Below are 20,448 nucleotides of genomic sequence, written 5' to 3' on the forward strand. Positions count from 1 at the left end.
TCCTTCCGCCCCGGGATCGGGAACTAGGTAAAGCCTCAGTAAGTTGCATAGGTGGGCTCTACGATCGCTGGGCCTGCTTCACACGACCGCGAACTTCGAGGTGCGCACGTTGGCTTTCCAGATGCCGGACCGCGGCGGAGGCCCGACCGGGCCACGGATCAGAGTCGGCCGCCCGTCCCGGCGGGTCCGTACCCTGCTCATGACATTGGGTGTTCTGGCGGTTCTCGCCATGGCCTTCGTCATGTTCGCCGGGTTCTGGACGGACTGGCTCTGGTACAGGTCGGTCGCGTATTCATCCGTCTTCACCACCACCCTGTGGACCAAGATCGGGCTGTTCCTCGTCTTCGGACTGCTGATGGCTGTCGCCGTCGGTGTGAACATCTGGCTCGCGCACCGGCTCCGGCCGCCGCTGAGCGCGATGTCGCTGGAGCAGCAGAGCCTGGACCGCTACCGGATGAGCGTCGCCCCGTACAAGAAGTGGGTGCTGCTCGCGATCACCGCGCTCGTCGGGCTGATCGCCGGGGCATCCGCCTCGGGCCAGTGGCGTACGTGGCTGATGTACATCAACGGCGTGCCGTTCGGGCAGAAGGACCCCCAGTTCAAGCTGGACGTGGCCTTCTACGCCTTCGACCTGCCGTGGTACCGCTTCCTGCTCGGCTTCGGCTTCGCCGCCGCCGTGCTGTCGCTGATCGCCGCGGCGCTGACCCACTACCTGTACGGCGGGCTGCGCGTCACCAGCCCCGGTGCGCGGGCCACGGGGGCGGCCACCGGCCACCTCTCCGTGCTGCTCGGCATCTTCGTGTCGCTGAAGGCCGTGGCGTACTGGCTCGACCGGTACGGCCTGGCCGTGAAGTCCAGTGACTTCAAGGCCACGGACAACTGGACGGGCCTGCGGTACGTCGACGCCAACGCCTACCTGCCGGCCAAGACGATCCTGTTCTGCATCGCCGCGATCTGCGCCGTGCTGTTCTTCGCGACGCTCTGGCGGCGCACCTGGCAGCTTCCGGTGATCGGCTTCGGACTGATGGTGCTCTCCGCCATCCTGATCGGCGGGCTGTACCCGGCGATCGTGCAGAAGTTCCAGGTCCAGCCGAACGAGCAGGCCAAGGAAGCGCCGTTCATCCGGAAGAACATCGACGCGACACGAGATGCCTACGACATCGACGACGCGCAGGTGGACGACTACTCCGGCAAGAGCACGACCACGGACGGCGCCAAGCTCCGGGCCGACGCGGACGCGGCCGCCAGCTACCGGGTGATGGACCCCAACGTCGTCTCCCCGGCCTTCCAGCAGCTCCAGCAGAAGAGGAACTACTACCAGTTCCCCAAGACGCTGGACGTCGACCGCTACAAGGGCAAGGACGGCAAGGAGCAGGACACCGTCATCGGCCTGCGCGAGCTGAACCTCGAAGGTCTCCCCAAGCGGAACTGGATCAACGACCACTTCACGTACACCCACGGCTACGGTGCCATCGCGGCCCGGGGCACCACGACGGGCACCAACCCGACGGGCTCCCCGGACTTCACCGAGTCCGGCCTGCCGACCACCGGCGAGCTGCCGAAGTACGAGCAGCGGATCTACTACGGCGAGAAGACCGAGCAGTACTCCATCGTGGGAGGGCCCCAGAAGGAGCTCGACTACGAGGAGGACGGCGAGAAGACCACCAGCTACAAGGGCAACAGCGGGGTCAGTCTCTCCAACGCCTTCAACCGCGCGGCCTACGCCGTGTCGTTCAGCGAGCCGCAGATACTGTATTCCGGAGCCATCGGCGAAGGTTCGCGGGTCCTGTACAACCGCACGCCCAAGGAGCGCGTCGAGGCGGTCGCCCCCTGGCTGACCATCGACGGTGACGCCTATCCGGCGGTCGTGAACGGCCGGATCCAGTGGGTCGTCGACGCCTACACGACGACCAACGGCTATCCGTACGCCTCGCGCACGACGCTCGGCGACACCACGGCCGACTCGCTGACCACCAACCAGCGAGCGGTCGTCGCCCAGCAGAACCAGGTCAACTACATCCGCAACTCGGTGAAGGCCACCGTCGACGCGTACGACGGCAAGGTCAAGCTCTACGAGTGGGACACCGAGGACCCGGTGCTCAAGACGTGGCGCAAGGCCTTCCCCGGGACGGTGAAGGCCAAGGGCGACATCCCGCAGGAACTGATGGACCACCTGCGATACCCGCAGGACCTGTTCAAGGTCCAGCGAGAGCTGCTCACGCGGTACCACGTCGAGGATCCCGCGCAGTTCTACAGCGGCAGTGACGCCTGGCAGGTGCCCGACGACCCCACCAACAAGGAGCCCGGGGCCGTTCCGCCGTACTACCTGAGCATGAGGATGCCGGGCCAGGACGAGCAGAAGTTCTCCCTCACCACGACGTTCACGCCGAAGGGCCGGCCCGACCTGGGCGCCTTCATGGCGGTGGACGCGGACGCGGCGAGTGACGACTACGGCACCATAAGGCTGTTGAGAGTCACCACCACGGTCAAGGGTCCGGGCCAGGTCCAGAGTGAGCTCAACGGCAACGACGACGTCGCCGAGTTCGTGAGGAACCTCAAGGGCACCGACTCGGACATCGAGTACGGAAACCTGCTGACCGTGCCGCTCGACGGTGGCTTCCTGTACATCGAGCCGGTGTACACGCGCGGTGGTACGCAGAACTACCCACTGCTGCGCAAGGTCGCCGCCTCGTACGGGTCGAAGATCGTCTTCGAGAACAGCCTCGGTGAGGCGCTCAACGCCGTCTTCGGAGTCGAGGGTTCCGATACGACGACGCCGCCCGAGACGGAGCCACCGGGCGACACCACCGAGCCGCCTGCCACCGGGGAAGCCGCTCTGAAGCGGGCGATCGCCGATGCGCAGAAGGCCTATACGGAGGGTGAGGCGGCCCTGAAGGAGAACGACTGGGCCGGCTACGGCAAGGCGCAGGAGGAGCTGCAGGACGCTCTCAAGCGCGCGGCGGCGGCCCAGCCGAAGCCCGGCAGCGCGGCCGATGCGCCGGACAAGGCGGCCGACGGGGCTGATGCGGCCGACAAGGCCGGCGAGAAGGGCGACGACCAGGGCAGCTGAGAAAGTCCCACCCCGCGTCGTGGTACGGTTTGAACACAACGACGCGGGGTGGAGCAGCTCGGTAGCTCGCTGGGCTCATAACCCAGAGGTCGCAGGTTCAAATCCTGTCCCCGCTACTGAAAGACAGAGGCCCGGATCCTTCCAAGGATCCGGGCCTCTGTCATGCCGTCGGGCGGGCTTTTTCCAGTTGTCGGAGTGAAGTGCGTTTCGCGGGGCACGAGTTGAGCTCCGACGTGTTTGACTTGTCTCTCTGTGGGCATGTCGACAAAACGCTGAAGTGACCTCACTGGCCGCGGTATTCCAGGTGTACGCGGGTTACAGGTGGTGCGACGATGGTATTTATGGGGGACAGGGCAACTCTGTTGGAGACAGGGCGGTTTGTGCAGCGACGCGTTCGGACGACGGATAACGTGGCAGATGCGGTATTCACCGCGGCCGTCGCCGAGACCGCTGGAACCGTCGGCGACCCCTGCGCCGACGACACCGCGTTCGCCACGGACCCGACGGATTCCGCGGATCACGCCGACGAGACCGAGGCGCGTCACCGGCGTGCCGCGGACCGCGGTGACACCGAGTCGATGAGCGTCCTGGGTGCGCTCCTGCTGCGCCGCGGCGACCTGGACGGCGCCGAGGCCTACCTGCGGGCGGCCACCGCCGAGGGCGACCGGGCCGCGGCCAATAACCTGGGCGTCCTCCTGCACCAGCGGGGTTACCCGGACGAGGCGGCCGGATGGTGGCGCATCGCCGCGGTCGCGGGCTCCGCCGCCGCCGCACACGCGCTCGGCCGCCACTTCCGGGAGCGCGGCGACGAGCCCGGTGCGGAGTACTGGCTGCGCCAGTCCGCCGAGCAGGGCCACGCGCTGGGCGCCTACGCCCTGGCCGACCTGCTCGAGCACCGCAGCGACGTCGGCGCGGAGCGCTGGTTGCGCGCTGCCGCCGAGCAGGGCCACCGGGAGGCCGCGTACCGGCTGGCCCGATCCCTGGAGCGCAAGGCCCTGGGCGACGCGTACGACGCCTTCGGCTCCGGACGCGGCATCGGACCGGGCCGCGGCCTCGGGCCGGAGCGCGGAATCGGCACGGGCACCCCGGACCTCCTCCAGGACAGTGTGGCGGGAAGGCGTGACAGCCCCGTCGCGGGCCCCGCGGCCGGCCGGCTCGGCGAGGCCGAGCAGTGGTACCGCCAGGCTGCCGCACGCGGCCACCGGCGCGCGGCACTGCACCTCGGCGCCATCCTCGAACAGCGCGGCGAGCTGAAGGAGGCCGGCCGCTGGTACCTCACGGCGGCCAAGGGCGGCGAGGCACGTGCCGCCTGCGCCCTCGGCTTCCTGCTGCGGGACGTGGGCGACGAGGAGAGTGCCGCCGTGTGGTGGCTGCGTGCCGCTCAGGACGGCGACGGCAACGCCGCCAACGCCCTGGGCGCGCTCCACGCGGCCAGGGGGGAGCAGCAGACCGCCGAGCGCTGGTACCGCGCCGCCATGGACGCGGGGGACGTCAACGGCGCGTACAACCTGGGACTGCTCTGCGCGGCCCAGGACCGAATCGCGCAGGCCGAGCAGTGGTACCGCCGCGCCGCCTACGCCGGGCACAGGGAGGCGGCCAACGCGCTCGCCGTGCTGCTGCTCCAGGCCGGGGACGCGACCGGCGCCGAGCCCTGGTTCTCCAAGGCGGCCGAGGCGGGCAGCGTGGACGCCGCCTTCAACCTCGGCATCCTGCACGCCGGGCGCGACGAGGACCGTACGGCGCTGGGCTGGTACCGGCGTGCGGCGGCGGCCGGTCACACCGACGCCGCGCTCCAGGTGGGCATGGCGCTGCTGCGCGACGGCGAGGAGCAGGAGGCGGAGCGTCATCTGCGCTGCGCCGCGGGTGGCGGCAGCGCGGAGGCCGCCTTCCGGCTGGCCGGAGTGCTCGACCTGCGGCAGCCGCCGCCCGGCTCGCCCGGGCTGGGCGAGCCGATGCCGGAGAAGACGGAGTGCGAGGAGTGGTACGAGCGGGCGGCCGGGCAGGGGCACCGTCGTGCCCAGGTCAGGGCAGGCATGCTCGCCGCCGCGCGGGGCGACATGGAGAGCGCCGCCCGCTGGTACCGCGACGCCGCCGAATCGGGCAGCCGCAACGGAGCCTTCAACCTCGGCCTCTTGCTGGCCCGTGAAGGCAGTGAGCGCGAGGCGGCCCTGTGGTGGAGCCGCGCCGCCAACGACGGACACGGCCGGGCGGCCCTGCGCCTCGCGCTGCTCTCCGCTCGCCGGGGCGAACTCGCGGAGGGGCAGCGCTGGTGCGCCCGCGCGGTCGAGCTGGGACCGGCGGAGGTGGCCGAGCGGGCAGGGCGGCTGCTGGAGGCCCTCCACCAGGAACTGACCGCATGAGAACGGGTCCGGAGGGCGGGGCGCTGATGGCTCAGGTGTCCGAGGAATGAATTTGCGCTGGTCGACAGGGTCCCGTACTGTTGCAAACACAACGACGCGGGGTGGAGCAGCTCGGTAGCTCGCTGGGCTCATAACCCAGAGGTCGCAGGTTCAAATCCTGTCCCCGCTACTGAAAGACAGAGGCCCGGATCCTTCCAAGGATCCGGGCCTCTGTCGTGTGCCCGCGAAGAGGCGACGCTCCGGGAGGAGTCGCGTGCCCGCCCCGGCGCCGACTCTCAGGTACGTCCGCGCCCGGTCGTACGTTCGGGAACAGCAGAAGCCTCGGCCCCGGCGGTCGCCCGCCGGGGCCGGTGTGCTCAAGGGGGCGCTGCTCAGGCCGTGGCGGCGCAGTTCGGGCAGATGCCGCGGTAGGTCACTTCGACGCCCGAGACGGTGAAGCCGAAACGTTCGTCGGCCGGCAGGTCGGCCAGCGGATCCCCCGACGGGTGCACGTCCCGGATCGCACCGCACCGCGCGCACACCAGGTGGTGGTGGGGACGGTGGGCGTTGGGGTCGTACCGCTTGGCGCGGCGGTCGGTGGAGACCTCGATGACCTCGCCGAGGGACACCATCTCGCCGAGCGTGTTGTAGACGGTGGCGCGGGAGATCTCCGGCAGGCGGTCCACCGCCCTCGCGTGGACCTCGTCCGCCGTCAGGTGCACATGGTCCCCGTCAAGGACCTCGGCCACGACACGCCGTTGCGCCGTCACGCGCCAGCCGCGTCCGCGCAGTCGCTCAAGGAGGTCACTCATGGGAGTCAGCCTAACAGTGCCGGGACCGAGCCCTGAATGGGTGCGACTTTGGACGCATGCCGGAATTGGATGTTGTCCACAGTGGGGGGGTGGGTGCGGCGTCCGCGGAAGCGGTCGCCGCAGCCTCAGAGGGTCAGCTCGGCCGGGCGCCGCTTGGCCGGCGCCCAGCACCGGATGATGTCGCGCACCGAGACGATGCCCACGGGGCCGTTGCCGTCCAGCACGATCAGGTGCCGGAAACCGCCGTGCGTCATGGCCTCCGCCGCCTCCTCGAGAGTCCAGGTGGGGGAGGCGAAGACCACGTCCGTGGTGGTGTGGGTGGACGCGGTCTCGGTGTCGGGGTCCTGGCCGGAGCCGACCGCGTCGAGGATGTCGCGTTCGGTGATGATCCCGAGGCCGCAGGTGTCCGGATCATGGACGACAGCTGCTCCGATGCGGCGGGCCGACATCAGCCGGGCCGCCTGACGGAGGGTGTGGGCCGGGCCGATGGTGAGGACCAGCGTGCTCATGGCGTCGCGGACGAGCATGAAGGGAGCCGCCTCCTTCGGTACGTGACCCGTGACGCGACCCTCGTGAGTCGATTCACAAGTTCACAAGTGGGGGGACTCTCAGAGTGGCACCCGCGAGGGGACCGGACAAGGGGGCGGCGGGGGCAGGCTTCCTAGTACCTCTGGTTGAGATAGCCGAGCAGCTCGTGGTGCAGGAGACCGTTGGAGGCCGCCGCGTTGCCGCCGCCCGGGCCCGGGACCCCGTCCAGGCTGGTGAAGAGCCCGCCCGCCTCCTGGACGATGATCGCGTTCGCCGCCATGTCCCACAGGGAGAGCTCCGGCTCCGCACAGATGTCCACCGATCCCTCGGCGACCATCATGTACGGCCAGAAGTCCCCGTATCCGCGGGTGCGCCAGCAGGCCCGCGTCAGATCCATGAAGCCGTCGAGCCGGCCCTGCTCCTCCCAGCCGGTCAGCGAGGAGTACGCCAGCGAGGAGTCCGCGATCCGCTCGACCTTCGACACCTGCAGCCGGGTCGCGGAGGTGAGGCTGCGGCCGGAGAACGCGCCCGCGCCCTTCGCCGCCCACCAGCGGCGGCTCAGCGCGGGGGCGGACACCACGCCGACCACCGGCTGGAAGCCGTCCTCGCCCGCCTCCATCAGCGAGATCAGCGTCGCCCATACCGGGACGCCGCGTACGTAGTTCTTGGTGCCGTCGATCGGGTCGATGACCCAGCGCCGCGGACCCGTGCCCTCGATCCCGTACTCCTCGCCCAGGATCGCGTCGCGCGGCCGTGCCCGGTGCAGGTGCCCCCGGATCAGCTCCTCGGCGTGTTTGTCCGCCTCGCTCACCGGGGTCATGTCCGGCTTGGTCTCGACCTTGAGGTCCAGAGCCTTGAACCGGTCCATCGTCGCCGCGTCGGCGGCGTCCGCCAGCACGTGGGCAAGGCGCAGATCATCGTGGTAATCGGGCATGCCGTCACAGTATCCACCGGCACCCGTCCGGGCTACACGACCCCGGGCGGGCCCACCCGGGCGCGGGCAGGTGCGCGGACCCTTGACAGTCTCCGGCGGCGCGTCAACTCTGAATCGCACGTTCCCCGGCGCGGGAGGCGACGATGCCCACAGCGCGAGAAGCCCTCCTGGACGCCGCACTCTCGGCGCTCTCCGCCCTGCCGTGGACCGCGGTGCGCATGGTCGACGTGGCGGCGTCCGCAGGCGTCTCGCGACAGACCCTCTACAACGAGTTCGGCAGCAAGGACGGTCTCGCCCGCGCCCTGCTCACTCTGGCCGCTGACAGCTACGTGGACGGCGTCGAACACGCACTGGACGCCTGCGGTGCCCTGGGTGACGGCCCGGTGGAGCTCGCCCTCTGGACGGTCCGGGCCGCCCGGGCGAACGTCCTGGTCAAGGCCTTGCTCACCGGGGCCTGGGACGCCCGCCTACCGCGGCCGGCCGCTGCCGCCCGGTGCCACTCCGACGTCGCACTTCCGACCCCCGCGGAACTGCTCGCGCTCGTCCGCGACAGGGCGGTCGCCACGCTGGCGCGCGAGGACCCGCGGGAGGCCGTGCGTCTGGAGGCGACCTGTGAGATCGCGCTCCGGCTCGCCCTCTCGTACGCGATGGTGCCGCCGGTCACCGCGCCGTCGCCGGTCGGGGCGGACGCCGTCCCGCTCCTCCGCGAGGCCCTGGCGCGGCGCACGCCCCCGGCGGACGCGGGGACCGGCCGGCGCACGGCTTCAGTGCGAGGAGCCGGACAGCTGCAGACCGATCACGCCGACGATCACCAGCGAGATGGACACCAGTTTGAGGGTGGAGACCACGTCGTCGAGGAAGACCATCCCGTAGATCGCGGTCCCGGCCGCGCCGATGCCGGTCCACACCGCGTACGCGGGGCCGACGTCGAGCTTCTTGAGGGCCAGGGTCAGTAGACCGAAACTGCCGAGGGCGAACACGCAGAACGCGACCGTCGGCCACAGTCGGCTGAATCCGTGCGACAGCTTGAGACACACGGCGAAGCCGGTCTCCAGCAGTCCGGCGACCACGACCAGCAACCACGCCATCGTCAGGTGCCTCCCGCCTAGGTGAGTGCTTCGTCCCGCTCAGCGTGATTATGCCCTTACCAGTCGTGAGAGCTCGCAAACGTGCGCGAGTCGGGTGGTCCCGCCGTCAGTCGCCCTCGCGCCGCTCCCGGGTCGAGAGCAGCCGCCTGAGGGAGTCGAGCCGCGCCGGATCGGCGTGCCCCTCCGCGACCCAGGCGTCCAGGGCGCATTCGGTCTGCTGGCTGTCGTGGGTGCAGCCCCGCGGGCAGTTCTCCGCACCCGGCTGCAGGTCGGGGAACGCGTTGATGACCCGGGACGGATCGACGTGGTGGAGCCCGAAGGACCGCACACCGGGAGTGTCGACCACCCAGCCGCGGCCGTCCGGCAGCGGCAGTGCGAGCGCCGACGTCGTGGTGTGCCTGCCGCGCCCCGTGACCGCGTTGACCACACCGGTGGTCCGCCGTCTGTCCTTCGGGACCAGCGCGTTGACCAGGGTCGTCTTCCCGACTCCGGAGTGCCCGACGAAGGCGGTCACCCGGTCGTTGAGCAGCTCGCGCACCCGGTCCGCGGCGTCGCCGTTCTCCAGCTCCTCGCGGCTGGTGACGATGAAGGGGACACCCAGCGGGGTGTACGCCTCCAGCAACTGGTCCGGGGAGGCCAGGTCGGACTTGGTGAGGACGAGGAGCGGGCTGAGCCCGCCGTCGTACGCCGCCACCAGACAGCGGTCGATCATGCGCGGCCGCGGTTCGGGATCGGCGAGCGCGGTGACGATCGCCAGCTGGTCGGCATTGGCGACGACCACCCGCTCGTACGGATCGTCGTCGTCGGCGGTGCGGCGGAGGACCGAGCGGCGTTCGCCGATCCGCACGATGCGGGCCAGCGTGTCCTTGTCGCCGGAGAGGTCGCCGACGATGGAGACCCTGTCGCCCACCACCGCGGCCTTGCGGCCCAGCTCGCGGGCCTTCATCGCCATGACGGTGCGGCCCTCGACGAGGCAGGTGAGCCGGCCGCGGTCGACCGTGAGCACCATGCCGTCCTGGGCGTCCTCGTGCTTGGGGCGGATGTGCGTGCGAGGCCGGTTGCCCTTGCGGTTGGGGCGTACGCGGATGTCGTCCTCGTCGGGGTTCTTCCCGTAACGGCGCATGCCCTCAGACCCCGCGCCTCTCCGGGGAGGACCCGGGTGCTCCGGGGGCGGCCCCGGCGGTCTCCGGGGACGCACCGAGCATGCCCGTCCACATCTCCGGGAAGTCCGGGAGGGTCTTGGCGGTCGTACCGACGTTCTCGACCTCGACTCCGGCCACGGCGAGGCCGATGACGGCCCCCGCCGTCGCCATCCGGTGGTCGTCGTAGGTGTGGAAGGTGCCGCCGTGCAGCGGGCGCGGGTTGATCCGCAGACCGTCGGCCGTTTCCGTGACATCCCCGCCGAGGGCGTTGATCTCCTTGGTGAGCGCGGCCAGCCGGTCCGTCTCGTGCAGGCGCAGGTGCGCGACCCCGCTCAGCGTCGACGGGGAGTCGGCGAGGGCGGCGAGAGCCGCGATGCCCGGCGTCAGCTCACCGACCTCCCCCAGATGGACGTCGATGCCGTGGATGCGGCCCGAGCCCCGGAAGGTGAGCCCGTCTTCGGTCAGCTCGCAACTGCCACCCATTGCGGTGAAGATCTCGCGCAGCGCGTCACCCGGCTGGGTGGTGCGCAACGGCCAGTCGGGGACGGTGACCCGGCCCCCGGTGACCAGCGCGGCCGCCAGGAAGGGCTGGGCGTTGGAGAGGTCGGGCTCGACGGTCAGATCGCGGCCGAGCAGGGCGGAGGGAGACACCCGCCAGACATCGGGCTCGCCGCCCGTCTCCGGTTCGTCGACCTGTGCGCCGACCGCGCGCAGCATGTCGACGGTCATCCGGATGTGCGGCATGGAGGGGAGCGCGGAGCCGGTGTGGCGTACCTCCACACCCTGGTTGAAGCGGGGCGCGGACAGCAGCAGGGCGGAGACGAACTGGGAGGACGAGGAGGCGTCGATCGCCACCGGGCCCCCGTCCAGGGCTCCCGCGCCGTGCACCGTCAGCGGCAGCGCGCCGCGCCCGTCGTCGTCGATCCGGGCGCCCAGGGCCCTGAGCGCGTCGATCACACCGTTCAGGGGGCGCTCGTAGGAACGGGGGTCCCCGTCGAAGTGGACGGATCCGTCCGAGAGGCAGGCCACGGGCGGCAGGAAGCGCATGACCGTTCCCGCGTTGCCGACGTCGACCGAGGCGGGGCCGTGCAGCCCGGCCGGGATGACCCGCCATGCTTCACCCGAGCCGTCGGGACCGACGCCCTCCTCGATCCCGACGCCCATCGCGCGGAGCGCCTGGGCCATCAGCAGGGTGTCGCGCGAGCGCAGGGGGCGCCGCAGCCAGCCCGGCTCGGAGGAGAGGGAGGCCAGGACGAGGGCGCGGTTGGTGACCGACTTCGATCCGGGCACGGTGACGGTCGCGTCGACGGCTCCGGTCGCACGGGGAGCGGGCCAGAGGGCGGGGTGCACGGAACTTTCGGTCATGCCCCTCACTTTAGTGGCTCAGCGCAAACCTGGATCCTGAACAAATAGCCCGAAATAGGGGCGTAATACAAGGGTGGTAAGGGGCGCCGTGAGCCGTCACAGCCCGAGCAGCCAGCGTCCGCCGCCGATCAGCGCGCAGAGCGACACCGAGTGGAAGAGGAACAGCCAGAGCGCGGCCGGAGCCTGCGTCAGCCGGGCGAGCTGATCGGCGTCGGAGTCGGGCGCACCGCCGTGGCGCCGCTTGGACTGGAGCTCGAACGCCGGACGGACCCCGCCCAGCAGCAGGAACCACACCACCGTGTAGGCGAACGCCGACTGGACCTCCGCCGAGGTCAGCCAGGAGACCAGCAGGAAGGCCGTACCCGTGAGGATGACCGTCAGTGCCCCGTAGAGATTGCGGATCATCACCAGCATCACGGCGAGCAGAGCGGTCGACAGCCACAGGAGGAGCGTGATCCGGCCGTTGGTCAGCAGCCAGGCGCCGCCGAGGCCGAGCAGGGGAGGCGCCGTGTAGCCGGCCGCCGCCGTGAGGATCATGCCGACGCCGGTCGGCTTGCCGCGGCTGACGGTCAGGCCGCTGGTGTCCGAGTGCAGCCGGATGCCGGAGAGCTGCCGTCCGGTGAGCAGGGCGACGAGGCCGTGGCCGCCCTCGTGCGCGATGGTGATGGCGTTGCGGGAGAGCCGCCATATGAAGTTCGGCACGACGGCGATCAGCGCGACGGTGGCCGTCACGACCACCAGCCACTGCTCGGGTGCGGGCTGGGTCCCGAAGACGCGATCCCACAGATCGCCCAGATCGGTGCTGTCCATGGTGCGGGCTGCTCCTTGCGGTACTTGAGGGATCGGCGCCCACTCGACGTGGGGGTCGTGGCAGTCTGGCACTTATGTGCGGACGGTATGCAGCGAGTCGGCGGCCGGAGGATCTGACCGGGCTCTTCGCGGTGGAGAAGTGGGAACCCACCGAGACACTGGAGCCCGACTGGAACGTGGCGCCGACCAAAGAGGTCTACGCGGTGATGGAGCGTCCTGTGAAGGACGCGGAGGACCAGCGACCGGTTCGCCAGCTGCGCGCCCTGAAGTGGGGGCTCGTGCCGTCCTGGGCGAAGTCGCCGGAGGGCGGCGCCCGCATGATCAACGCCCGTGCCGAGACGGTCCACGAGAAGCCGTCCTTCCGCCGCCCCTTCGTCTCCCGGCGCTGCATCCTGCCCGCCGACGGCTACTACGAGTGGGTCACCGGCGCGGACGAGCGGCAGTTGGAGGAGAAGGGGAAGAGGAAGCGGCCCCGCAAGCAGCCGTACTTCGTGACACCCGCCGACGGTTCGGTCTTCGCGATGGCCGGGCTGTACGAGTTCTGGCGCGACCGGACCCTGCCCGACGACCATCCGCAGGCCTGGTGGGTGACCTGCTCCGTGATCACCACGGAGGCGGAGACGTCCCCGCTCGCCGTCGCCCCCGCCGAGGGCCCGGCGGCCCTCGCCGACATCCACCCCCGGATGCCCCTGATGCTGACCCCCGACCGCTGGGACGACTGGCTCGACCCGTCGCGCACCGACATCGGCGAGCTGAAGGCGCTGCTGGAACCGCCGCCCAACGGGCTGATGCGGGCCTACCCGGTGGCCACCACGGTCAGCAACGTCCGCAACAACGGCCCGGAACTGCTGGAGGAGCTGGCCGCGCCGGAGGTGAGCACGCTGTTCTGACCCGGCAGGATGGGCCCCGTGAGCCGTACAGGGACAGCGCAGAGGACCGAGACCGTCGAGACGGAAGCCGGGGTGGCCAGAATCACCTGGCATCCGGCGCGGGACGCCCGGCTGGTACTCGCCGTCGGCCACGGGGCGGGCGGCGGCATCGAGGCCGGGGATCTCCAGGCGCTCGCCGCGGTGCTGCCGGCGCACCGGGTGACCGTCGCCCTGGTCGAGCAGCCGTGGCGCGTCGCCGGGAAGAGGCTCGCACCGGCGCCCCGGACCCTGGACACCGGCTGGCGGGGCCTGTGGCCCGCACTGACCGTTCCCGGCCTGCCGGTGGTGGCCGGGGGCCGCAGCGCGGGGGCCCGGGTGGCCTGCCGCACGGCGAAGTCCCTGGGCGCCCGCGCGGTGCTCGCGCTGAGCTTTCCCCTGCACCCGCCGGGCAGGCCCGAGAAGTCGCGCGAGGACGAACTGCTCGGCGCCGGTGTGCCCACCCTCGTCGTGCAGGGCGGCCGTGACCCGTTCGGGCGACCGGAGGAGTTCCCCGCGGGCGGGCACGACCTCGTCGAGGTGCCGTACGGAGACCACGGATTCGCGGTGCCGAAGAAGGCCCCGCTGACCCGGGATCAGGCGCTGGAACTGCTCACCGGCGCGGTGGCCGGATGGCTGGACCGGCTCCCGCGTACGTGACGTGCCCCACGTGTCCCGGAGCCCCGTGAAGGGCGCGGGAATGCGGCGTGCGGGGCGGCTGTTGTTCGGGACGTCGGTACAACAACGTCGTACGTGGAGAGGGAGTCCGTCGCATGGGTTCGACCATCTGCCCGCAGCGCTCGAACACCGCTGACCTGGAGTGGACGGTGCTGCACGCGGGCAAGACCACTCCCGAGCGTGCCCTGAGCGGACCGGATCGACAGCCCGCGAAGAAGCCGGGTCGACTATTCTCCAAGGCGAGCGGGTCCGGTTTCGGCTCCGCCGCATCGTTGGAGGAGGTGGGTCCGGTCACTGGGACCGACACAGGGACCGACGACGGCCGTGCCGAGGAGACGACCGCGGAGCGCAACGCGCGCTTCGAGCGGGACGCCCTCGGATTTCTGGACCAGATGTACTCGGCGGCGCTGCGCATGACGCGCAACCCGGCCGATGCCGAGGACCTGGTGCAGGAGACGTATGCCAAGGCGTACGGCTCCTTCCACCAGTTCCGTGAGGGTACGAACCTCAAGGCGTGGATGTACCGCATCCTCACCAACACTTTCATCAACTCGTACCGCAAGAAGCAGCGCGAACCCCAGCGGAGTGCCGCCGAGGAGATCGAGGACTGGCAGCTGGCGCGTGCCGAGTCGCACATGTCCACGGGTCTGCGCTCGGCGGAGTCCCAGGCGCTCGACCACCTGCCGGACTCCGACGTGAAGTCGGCGCTGCAGTCGATCCCCGAAGAGTTCCGCATCGCCGTGTATCTCGCCGACGTAGAGGGCTTTGCCTACAAGGAGATCGCGGACATCATGGGGACACCCATCGGTACGGTGATGTCCCGCCTGCACCGGGGACGTCGCCAGCTGCGCGGCATGCTCGAGGACTACGCGCGCGAGCGCGGGCTCGTCCCGGCCGGAGCCGGTGAGTCGGACGACAGGAAAGGCACGACCTCATGAGCTGCGGAGAGCCGCACGAGACGGACTGCTCAGAGGTTCTCGATCATCTCTACGAGTTTCTCGACCGGGAGATGCCCGAGGGCGACTGCACCAAGTTCGAGGTGCATTTCGAGGAGTGCTCCCCGTGCCTGGAGAAGTACGGCCTGGAGCAGGCCGTGAAGAAACTGGTGAAGCGCTGCTGCGGCCAGGACGACGTCCCGACCGATCTGCGCTCCAAGGTGATGGGACGGATCGATCTGATCCGTTCGGGGCAGGCCGTTCCGGAACAGGACGTCGCCCTGGGCGGCGCCGACCGGCCGGCCGCCGCCGCCGAGTGACGGCTGCCGCCTCCGTCCCGGCAGCCGGAACCCCGGTCATGTCACCCGAATGTGCTAATCCGGCGCAGCTGGACCCCCGCCGCCCTCCCACTCGCTAGCCTGGCGCCCTCATTGACCAGGCTGGGGGCGGGCGGTACGGGTGAGGACCACACCGAGGGCTGCGCGCGCCTACATCCTGTGCGTGGCGCTCTGCGCGACTGTCTGCGCCCTCCCCGCACCGACCCCCGGGGCCGCCACGCCCTGGGGGACGCTCGCGCTCCTTGCCGCGCTCTACCTGGCCTGTGAACTTCCGGGCCGCTGTTCCTTCTTCGCCCGTTCCGTGCCGGTCGGTGCGGGATCGTTCTTCCCCCTGCTGCTGGCCGCGGCCTTCCTGCTGCCGCCGGCTGCCGCCGTCCTGGTGTCGGTCCCCGGCTCGCTGGCCGGCCGGGTCGAGCAGCAGCCCGTCGCGGCCCGCCGCGTCTGGCGGACCGCGCAGCTCGCCCTGACCGTGGGCGCGGCCTCGTGGACCTACGCGTTCCTGGGGGGTCCGGCCACTTTGGGCGGCGCCGGGGGAGGAGCCGTCCCCGACCTCCCGTACGCCCTTCTTCCCGCCGGTGCCACGGCGCTCGTGTTCAGCCTCGTCCTGGCGGTCCTGGACGGCGGCATCCTCGCCACGGCCGAACGCGTCGCCGTCCGGCACGCCTGGCGGGGGCTGCTGGCGCGTTCCGTGGGGCCGCACCTGGTGCACGCACTCGCGGGGCTGATGATGGCGATCCTCTGGCGCAGCTCCTACGGGCCGGTGTCCGCGCTGGTCGTCGTGCTCCCGATGTACATCTCCTGCTGGGTGTTCGCCCAGTACCACCGTCAGCACGCGGCGCACCGGGCCACCATCAGGGCGCTGGTGCAGGCCGTCGACATCAAGGACGGATACACCCGGGGCCACAGCGAGCGGGTGGGCCGCGCCTCCGAGCTGATCGCCCGCGAACTCGGCATGGAGGAGGAGCGGATGGAAGCGCTCCGGTTCGCCGGCATTCTGCACGACGTCGGCAAGCTCGGCGTCCCGACGCGGATCCTGCGCAAGGACGGGCCGCTCACCCCCGAGGAACGCAGGGTCATCGAGCTGCACCCCGAGTACGGGCACGAGATCGTCCGGGGCATCGGTTTCCTCGACGAGGCGCGCGCCGCGATCCTGCACCATCACGAGCGGCTCGACGGCAGCGGGTATCCGTACGGGCTCGCCGGTGACACGATCCCCGAGTTCGCCCGCGTCGTGGCCGTCGCGGACGCCTTCGACGCGATGACCTCGACGCGTTCGTACCGGCGGGGGCGCCCCGTTCCGGCGGCGGTGGCGGAGCTCGAACGCTGCGCGGGCAGCCAGTTCGATCCGCAGATGGTGAGGGCCCTCGCCCGGGCCCTGGACCGGCACGGCTGGTCCGCCGCGGCCAACACGGTCACCTCGGAGGAGCAGCCGCCCGGGCTGCCGCGCCCGCGGCCGGGGAAGCGGCCGTCCACAGCGGCCGGGACCACGCACCGGCCGGGCCGGCGGCGACGGTGACCCTCAGGTACGCCCCCGCGCCGCCTCCGGCCGTGCTCGCGGTGCGCGGCGCCGCGATGCTCCTCGCGGTCGTCGCGTTCGGTCACACCCTGTGGAACGGTGTCGCCGAACCCGGGCACGCCCTCGCCTTCGGGGTCCTCGTCACCGTCGGCGAGCTGGCCCGCTGGGGTTCCCTGCCCGGCGAGCGCGAGCCGGCGCCCCTCGGCGCGGCCGGCGCCCTGGCGTACGCGCTGCTCGGGCGCAGCGGGGGAGAGGCAACCACGCACGGTGTCCTTCAGGTGGTCACCGTCGTTGCGGCGGCGCAGCTGCTCGCCTCCGTCCCCCACACGGCCCGCGGCAGCGGCCCGGGGCCCGACCTGGTCGCGCGCCGCGTCCTGGCCGTGGGCTTCGCCGCCGTGTGCTTCCAGCCGCTCTCCCACTCGGGAAGGTCGGAGCGCTGGTTCGGTGAGGGGCTGTACTTCGCCCTCTTCCTCGTCCTGCTGCTGGCGCTCACCGCCCTGTGCGAGGCGGTGCTCGCCGCCCTCACGGCAACGACGCCCCGGCCGTTCGGGCCCCTGCTCCGGGACGAGCTCCGGGCGCTCATCGGCATCGGCTCGGCCGTCTGCGCGACCGGTGCCGTGATGGCGCTCGGGGTTGCCGTGGCGGGGCTGTGGGCGCTGCCCCTGCTGTGTGTGCCGCTGCTGCTCACCCAGGTCTCCTTCCGCCGCTACGCGGCCGTCCGCACGACCTACCGGCAGACCATCGCCTCGCTGGCCCGGTCCACGGAGATCGCCGGCTACACCCCGCACGGGCACGCCCGCAGGGTGGCCGAACTCTCCACCGCCGTCGGCAGGGAGCTCGGCCTCGCGGGTCCCGAGCTGTCCGTCCTGGAGTACGCGGCGCTGATGCACGACATCGGCCAGCTCTCGCTCGTGGACCCGGTGCCCGACGGGGCGACCGCCCGCCTCCCGGCGGCCGAGCAGCGCCGGATCGCGCTGCTCGGGGGCGCGGTGGTCCGGCAGACCGGGGTGGACACCGCGGTGGCGGTGGTGGTGGAGCAGCAGGCCGATCCGTACCGGGAACAGCCGACCGCCGCCAGGATCGTCCGTGCGGTCAATGCGTACGACGACCTGCGCGGGGAAGGCGCAGGAGGGCCTCTGGGGGCGCTGGAGCAGCTCAGGCTCGGCACCGGCCGCGACTACCAGCCGCTGGTCGTGGAAGCGCTGGCCAGAGTCCTGGCGCGTGGCGGTCTGACCTCGGTCGGGTCTGGGTAACCCATGGGTAATGAGCGGGCGTCCGGCCGGGCATGGTTGGATGCGAAGAGAGCGGCAGACGAGGGTGTCCAGTCGGGACAGGCGGGAATCGTGAGGATCTTCGGGAAGGTACGGCATCGGCCGTCCGCCTCTTGGCGGCAGGCCACGGACCGCGCGTTCACGCTGATCGGCGACGGCCGGTACGAGGACGCGGGGGCGTTGCTGACGCGCGCGGCGGACCTGGAGCCCTGGCTCTCCGAGTCCTGGTTCAATCTGGCGCTGCTGCACAAGTTCCGGCACGACTGGGAGCAGGCGAGGGCCGCGGGACTGCGGGCCGTCGCCCTGCTCGACCGGGAGTCCGGAGCGCCGGACTGGTGGAACGTCGGAATCGCGGCCACCGCGCTGCAGGACTGGCCGCTGGCGCGCCGGGCCTGGCAGGCGTACGGGCTGAAGGTGCCGGGCAGCGGCCAGCACAATGCCGCGTCCAACAGCGAGCCGACGGGCATGGAGCTCGGCAGCGCGGCCGTGCGGCTCTCGCCCGAGGGCGAGGCCGAGGTGGTCTGGGGCCGCAGGCTGGATCCGGCGCGGATGGAAGTGCTGTCGATCCCGCTGCCGTCGTCCGGCCGGCGCTGGGGCGAGGTCGTCCTGCACGACGGGGTTCCGAACGGCGAGCGCGTCACGGCGGCCGGGCCGTCCTACCCGGTCTTCGACGAGATCGAGCTGTGGGCGCCTTCTCCCGTACCCACCTGGGTGGTGCTCCTGGAGGCGGCCACCGAGGCGGACCGGGACGCGCTGGAGCAGCTCGCGTCCGATGCGGGCTTCGCCGCCGAGGACTGGTCGTCCTCCGTGCGGCTGCTCTGCCGGGCCTGTTCGGAGAGCCGTATGGAGAGCGACGAGGGCGATGGGGAGCACCTGGACCCGCACGACCACAGCGAGCCGGGGCATCCCGGGCCGCTGGGGCACCGCACCGCCGGTGACCTGTGGGTTCCGGAGCGGGAGTGCGGCATAGCGGCGCCGGCCGGGCTGGTGCGGGGGCTGTTGGACGGCTGGGTCGCCGACAGCCCGGACAGCCGCGAGTGGCGGGATCTGGAAGAAGTCTGCTGACCGGTGCCCGTAGGCTGTACGGGCACCGATTCCGGTGCGGTCCTCACGGGTTTCAGGTTTGCAGGAAGGCGTACGGCGGACATGTCGCAGCAGGAGACGGACGAGCAGGTCGGCGTGGACGACGAGGGATTCCTCGTGGACACCGAGGACTGTGAGGCGCGCGAGGCGGCGTACCGCGAGCGCGGCACCTCCCGCCCGATCACGGTCGTGGGCAACCCGGTTCTGCACAAGGAGTGCAAGGACGTCACGGACTTCGGCGCCGACCTCGCGCAGCTGATCGACGACATGTTCGCCAGCCAGCGGACCGCGGAGGGCGTCGGCCTCGCCGCCAACCAGATCGGCGTGGACCTCAAGGTCTTCGTCTACGACTGCATGGACGACGACGGGGTGCGGCACGTCGGCGTGATCTGCAACCCGGTGCTGGAGGAGCTGGCGCCCGAGCAGCGCCACCTCGACGACTCCAACGAGGGCTGCCTCTCGGTCCCCACGGCCTATGCCGCACTCGCCCGGCCCGACTACGCGGTGGTGCGGGGCCAGGACGCCGAGGGCAAGCCGGTGAAGGTGCGGGGCGACGGGTACTTCGCGCGCTGCCTCCAGCACGAGACGGACCACCTGTACGGCTACCTGTACATCGACCGGCTGTCGAAGCGGGACCGCAAGGACGCGCTGAAGCAGATGGCCGAGGGCACGCCCCGCTACGAGGTCGTCGCGCACGCCTGATCTTCTTCCGGACGGGGCCCTGCCGGCTTGCCGGAGCGGGGCCCCGTCCGTGTGCAAGCCGCTTCGGAGGTTTCGGCGGTGGGGCAACGGGTGTTTCCAGTGGGGTGGTTGACGCGCGTCGACTCGTCCGACAGGCTCACTCCGACACCTCACCGTGGTTGGGAGACCCCCATGCTCAGACGTTCCGCACACCTCCTGCTCGGCCTTGTCATGACCATGGCATTCGCCCTGGGTGGGGCCCTGGTCACCGCGGGTACCGCGCAGGCGGACGGGTGCTACACATGGAGCCGTACCCTGTCGCCCGGTGCCACCGGCAATGACGTCACCCAGTTGCAGATCCGGGTCGCCGGCTACCCGGGATACAACTCCGTGCTCGCCGTGGACGGCTCCTACGGCCCCGCCACCACGGCCGCGGTCAAGCGCTTCCAGGCCGCGTACGGCCTCGCCGCGGACGGCGTCGCGGGCCCGGCCACGCAGTCCAAGCTCTACGCGCTCCAGGACGACGACTGCACGCCGATCCACTTCACCTACCCCGAGCTGAACACGTGCAACAGCACCTGGGCCGGGGGCGCCGTCGCCGCGGGAACGGCCAAGGCCAACGCCCTGACCTCCATGTGGAAGCTGGAGGCGCTCAGGCACGCGCTCGGCGACCAGTCCCTCCGCGTCACCAGCGGGTTCCGGTCCGCCTCCTGCAACTCCGCGGTGGGCGGGGCGGCGAACAGCCGCCATCTGTACGGTGACGCCGTGGACCTGGGCTCCGGACCGCACTCCCTGTGCACCATCGCCAAGCAGGCCCGCAACCACGGGTTCAACGGGATCCTCGGCCCGGGCTACGCCGGGCACGGCGACCACATCCACGTGAACCAGGGGCCGAGCCACTTCTGGTCGGCCTCGCAGTGCGGCATCTGACCGCGGGCCCTCCGCGGATCCGG

The 20,448-nt window shown here is 71.2% G+C and carries 18 protein-coding genes and 2 tRNA genes; 13 read left to right on the plus strand and 7 right to left on the minus strand.

Translation table 11 applies throughout. The annotated features are described in order from the left end of the window. The first annotated feature begins 121 nt into the window (after positions 1–121). The 4 genes from OG927_RS21870 (at position 122) to OG927_RS21885 (ending at position 5,599) form a co-directional block, all read left to right on the plus strand. Positions 122–3,070 (plus strand): UPF0182 family membrane protein, encoded by a 2,949-nt coding sequence (locus OG927_RS21870; protein WP_209471266.1) that lies wholly within the window; start codon positions 122–124, stop codon positions 3,068–3,070. 42 nt (positions 3,071–3,112) lie between these two features. Further along, a tRNA-Met gene (locus tag OG927_RS21875) sits at positions 3,113–3,186 on the plus strand. 216 nt (positions 3,187–3,402) lie between these two features. After that, the gene (locus OG927_RS21880) at positions 3,403–5,430 is read left to right on the plus strand and encodes a tetratricopeptide repeat protein (RefSeq protein WP_056794065.1); all 2,028 of its coding nucleotides are present in this window, start codon (positions 3,403–3,405) and stop codon (positions 5,428–5,430) included. A gap of 95 nt (positions 5,431–5,525) precedes the next feature. Continuing rightward, positions 5,526–5,599: transfer RNA gene (locus OG927_RS21885), tRNA-Met, on the plus strand. Positions 5,600–5,801: 202 nt separating this feature from the next. Here OG927_RS21885 and OG927_RS21890 read toward each other — a convergent pair. From OG927_RS21890 to OG927_RS21920, 7 genes are all read right to left on the minus strand, one after another. Then, the gene (locus OG927_RS21890) at positions 5,802–6,221 is read right to left on the minus strand and encodes a Fur family transcriptional regulator (protein ID WP_079099455.1); all 420 of its coding nucleotides are present in this window, start codon (positions 6,219–6,221) and stop codon (positions 5,802–5,804) included. 125 nt (positions 6,222–6,346) lie between these two features. Then, positions 6,347–6,748 carry a CBS domain-containing protein gene (locus OG927_RS21895; RefSeq protein ID WP_056794068.1) on the minus strand — a complete coding sequence of 134 codons (402 nt, stop codon included), beginning with the start codon at positions 6,746–6,748 and terminating at the stop codon, positions 6,347–6,349. A 134-nt stretch (positions 6,749–6,882) separates the two neighbouring features. Beyond that, on the minus strand, positions 6,883–7,683 hold the full coding sequence (gene hisN, locus OG927_RS21900) for a histidinol-phosphatase (protein ID WP_056794070.1): 801 nt from the start codon (positions 7,681–7,683) through the stop codon (positions 6,883–6,885). 764 nt (positions 7,684–8,447) lie between these two features. Further along, the gene (locus OG927_RS21905) at positions 8,448–8,771 is read right to left on the minus strand and encodes a DMT family transporter (protein WP_056794074.1); all 324 of its coding nucleotides are present in this window, start codon (positions 8,769–8,771) and stop codon (positions 8,448–8,450) included. 106 nt (positions 8,772–8,877) lie between these two features. Then, entirely contained in the window at positions 8,878–9,894 is a 1,017-nt protein-coding gene (gene rsgA, locus OG927_RS21910; protein ID WP_056794076.1) for a ribosome small subunit-dependent GTPase A, read from the minus strand. Positions 9,895–9,898: 4 nt separating this feature from the next. Continuing rightward, positions 9,899–11,278 (minus strand): 3-phosphoshikimate 1-carboxyvinyltransferase, encoded by a 1,380-nt coding sequence (gene aroA / locus OG927_RS21915; RefSeq protein ID WP_209469770.1) that lies wholly within the window; start codon positions 11,276–11,278, stop codon positions 9,899–9,901. 96 nt (positions 11,279–11,374) lie between these two features. After that, positions 11,375–12,088, minus strand: coding sequence for a M50 family metallopeptidase (locus OG927_RS21920; protein ID WP_056794080.1), 714 nt, complete (start codon positions 12,086–12,088; stop codon positions 11,375–11,377). A 74-nt stretch (positions 12,089–12,162) separates the two neighbouring features. Here OG927_RS21920 and OG927_RS21925 point away from each other — a divergent pair, with 74 nt between their 5' ends. From OG927_RS21925 to OG927_RS21965, 9 genes are all read left to right on the plus strand, one after another. Next, the gene (locus tag OG927_RS21925) at positions 12,163–12,978 is read left to right on the plus strand and encodes an SOS response-associated peptidase (protein WP_056794082.1); all 816 of its coding nucleotides are present in this window, start codon (positions 12,163–12,165) and stop codon (positions 12,976–12,978) included. Positions 12,979–12,996: 18 nt separating this feature from the next. Beyond that, the gene (locus OG927_RS21930) at positions 12,997–13,653 is read left to right on the plus strand and encodes an alpha/beta hydrolase family protein (RefSeq protein ID WP_330320665.1); all 657 of its coding nucleotides are present in this window, start codon (positions 12,997–12,999) and stop codon (positions 13,651–13,653) included. Positions 13,654–13,952: 299 nt separating this feature from the next. After that, complete coding sequence (locus tag OG927_RS21935; RefSeq protein ID WP_056794770.1) at positions 13,953–14,609, plus strand: sigma-70 family RNA polymerase sigma factor; 657 nt, start codon at positions 13,953–13,955, stop codon at positions 14,607–14,609. Beyond that, entirely contained in the window at positions 14,606–14,926 is a 321-nt protein-coding gene (gene rsrA / locus OG927_RS21940) for a mycothiol system anti-sigma-R factor (protein ID WP_124281221.1), read from the plus strand. The genes OG927_RS21935 and rsrA overlap by 4 nt, the downstream gene beginning before the upstream one ends. Positions 14,927–15,065: 139 nt before the next feature. Beyond that, on the plus strand, positions 15,066–16,460 hold the full coding sequence (locus OG927_RS21945; RefSeq protein WP_056794088.1) for an HD-GYP domain-containing protein: 1,395 nt from the start codon (positions 15,066–15,068) through the stop codon (positions 16,458–16,460). 56 nt (positions 16,461–16,516) lie between these two features. Further along, a complete protein-coding gene (locus OG927_RS21950) occupies positions 16,517–17,713 on the plus strand; it encodes an HD-GYP domain-containing protein (protein ID WP_209471265.1) in 1,197 nt (398 codons plus the stop codon). A 90-nt stretch (positions 17,714–17,803) separates the two neighbouring features. Next, positions 17,804–18,796: a tetratricopeptide repeat protein gene (locus OG927_RS21955; protein ID WP_056794090.1), complete on the plus strand. Its 993-nt coding sequence runs from the start codon at positions 17,804–17,806 to the stop codon at positions 18,794–18,796. Positions 18,797–18,877: 81 nt separating this feature from the next. After that, positions 18,878–19,516, plus strand: a complete 639-nt coding sequence (def, locus tag OG927_RS21960; RefSeq protein ID WP_056794092.1) for a peptide deformylase — start codon at positions 18,878–18,880, stop codon at positions 19,514–19,516. Between the two features lie 171 nt (positions 19,517–19,687). After that, a complete protein-coding gene (locus OG927_RS21965) occupies positions 19,688–20,425 on the plus strand; it encodes a D-Ala-D-Ala carboxypeptidase family metallohydrolase (RefSeq protein WP_056794093.1) in 738 nt (245 codons plus the stop codon). Positions 20,426–20,448 lie beyond the last annotated feature (23 nt).

The sequence above is a fragment of the Streptomyces clavifer genome (genome assembly GCF_036345975.1).
Taxonomy (GTDB): Bacteria; Actinomycetota; Actinomycetes; order Streptomycetales; family Streptomycetaceae; genus Streptomyces; species Streptomyces clavifer.

Coding starts and splice junctions, on each gene's coding strand:
- OG927_RS21890 (WP_079099455.1), bottom strand. CDS start 6,221: ATGAGTGACCTCCTTGAGCGACTGCGCGGACGCGGCTGGCGCGTGACG.
- OG927_RS21950 (WP_209471265.1), top strand. CDS start 16,517: ATGCTCCTCGCGGTCGTCGCGTTCGGTCACACCCTGTGGAACGGTGTC.
- OG927_RS21880 (WP_056794065.1), top strand. CDS start 3,403: ATGGTATTTATGGGGGACAGGGCAACTCTGTTGGAGACAGGGCGGTTT.
- hisN (WP_056794070.1), bottom strand. CDS start 7,683: ATGCCCGATTACCACGATGATCTGCGCCTTGCCCACGTGCTGGCGGAC.
- OG927_RS21905 (WP_056794074.1), bottom strand. CDS start 8,771: ATGGCGTGGTTGCTGGTCGTGGTCGCCGGACTGCTGGAGACCGGCTTC.
- OG927_RS21925 (WP_056794082.1), top strand. CDS start 12,163: ATGTGCGGACGGTATGCAGCGAGTCGGCGGCCGGAGGATCTGACCGGG.
- OG927_RS21895 (WP_056794068.1), bottom strand. CDS start 6,748: ATGCTCGTCCGCGACGCCATGAGCACGCTGGTCCTCACCATCGGCCCG.
- OG927_RS21965 (WP_056794093.1), top strand. CDS start 19,688: ATGCTCAGACGTTCCGCACACCTCCTGCTCGGCCTTGTCATGACCATG.
- def (WP_056794092.1), top strand. CDS start 18,878: ATGTCGCAGCAGGAGACGGACGAGCAGGTCGGCGTGGACGACGAGGGA.
- rsrA (WP_124281221.1), top strand. CDS start 14,606: ATGAGCTGCGGAGAGCCGCACGAGACGGACTGCTCAGAGGTTCTCGAT.
- OG927_RS21870 (WP_209471266.1), top strand. CDS start 122: ATGCCGGACCGCGGCGGAGGCCCGACCGGGCCACGGATCAGAGTCGGC.
- aroA (WP_209469770.1), bottom strand. CDS start 11,278: ATGACCGAAAGTTCCGTGCACCCCGCCCTCTGGCCCGCTCCCCGTGCG.
- rsgA (WP_056794076.1), bottom strand. CDS start 9,894: ATGCGCCGTTACGGGAAGAACCCCGACGAGGACGACATCCGCGTACGC.
- OG927_RS21920 (WP_056794080.1), bottom strand. CDS start 12,088: ATGGACAGCACCGATCTGGGCGATCTGTGGGATCGCGTCTTCGGGACC.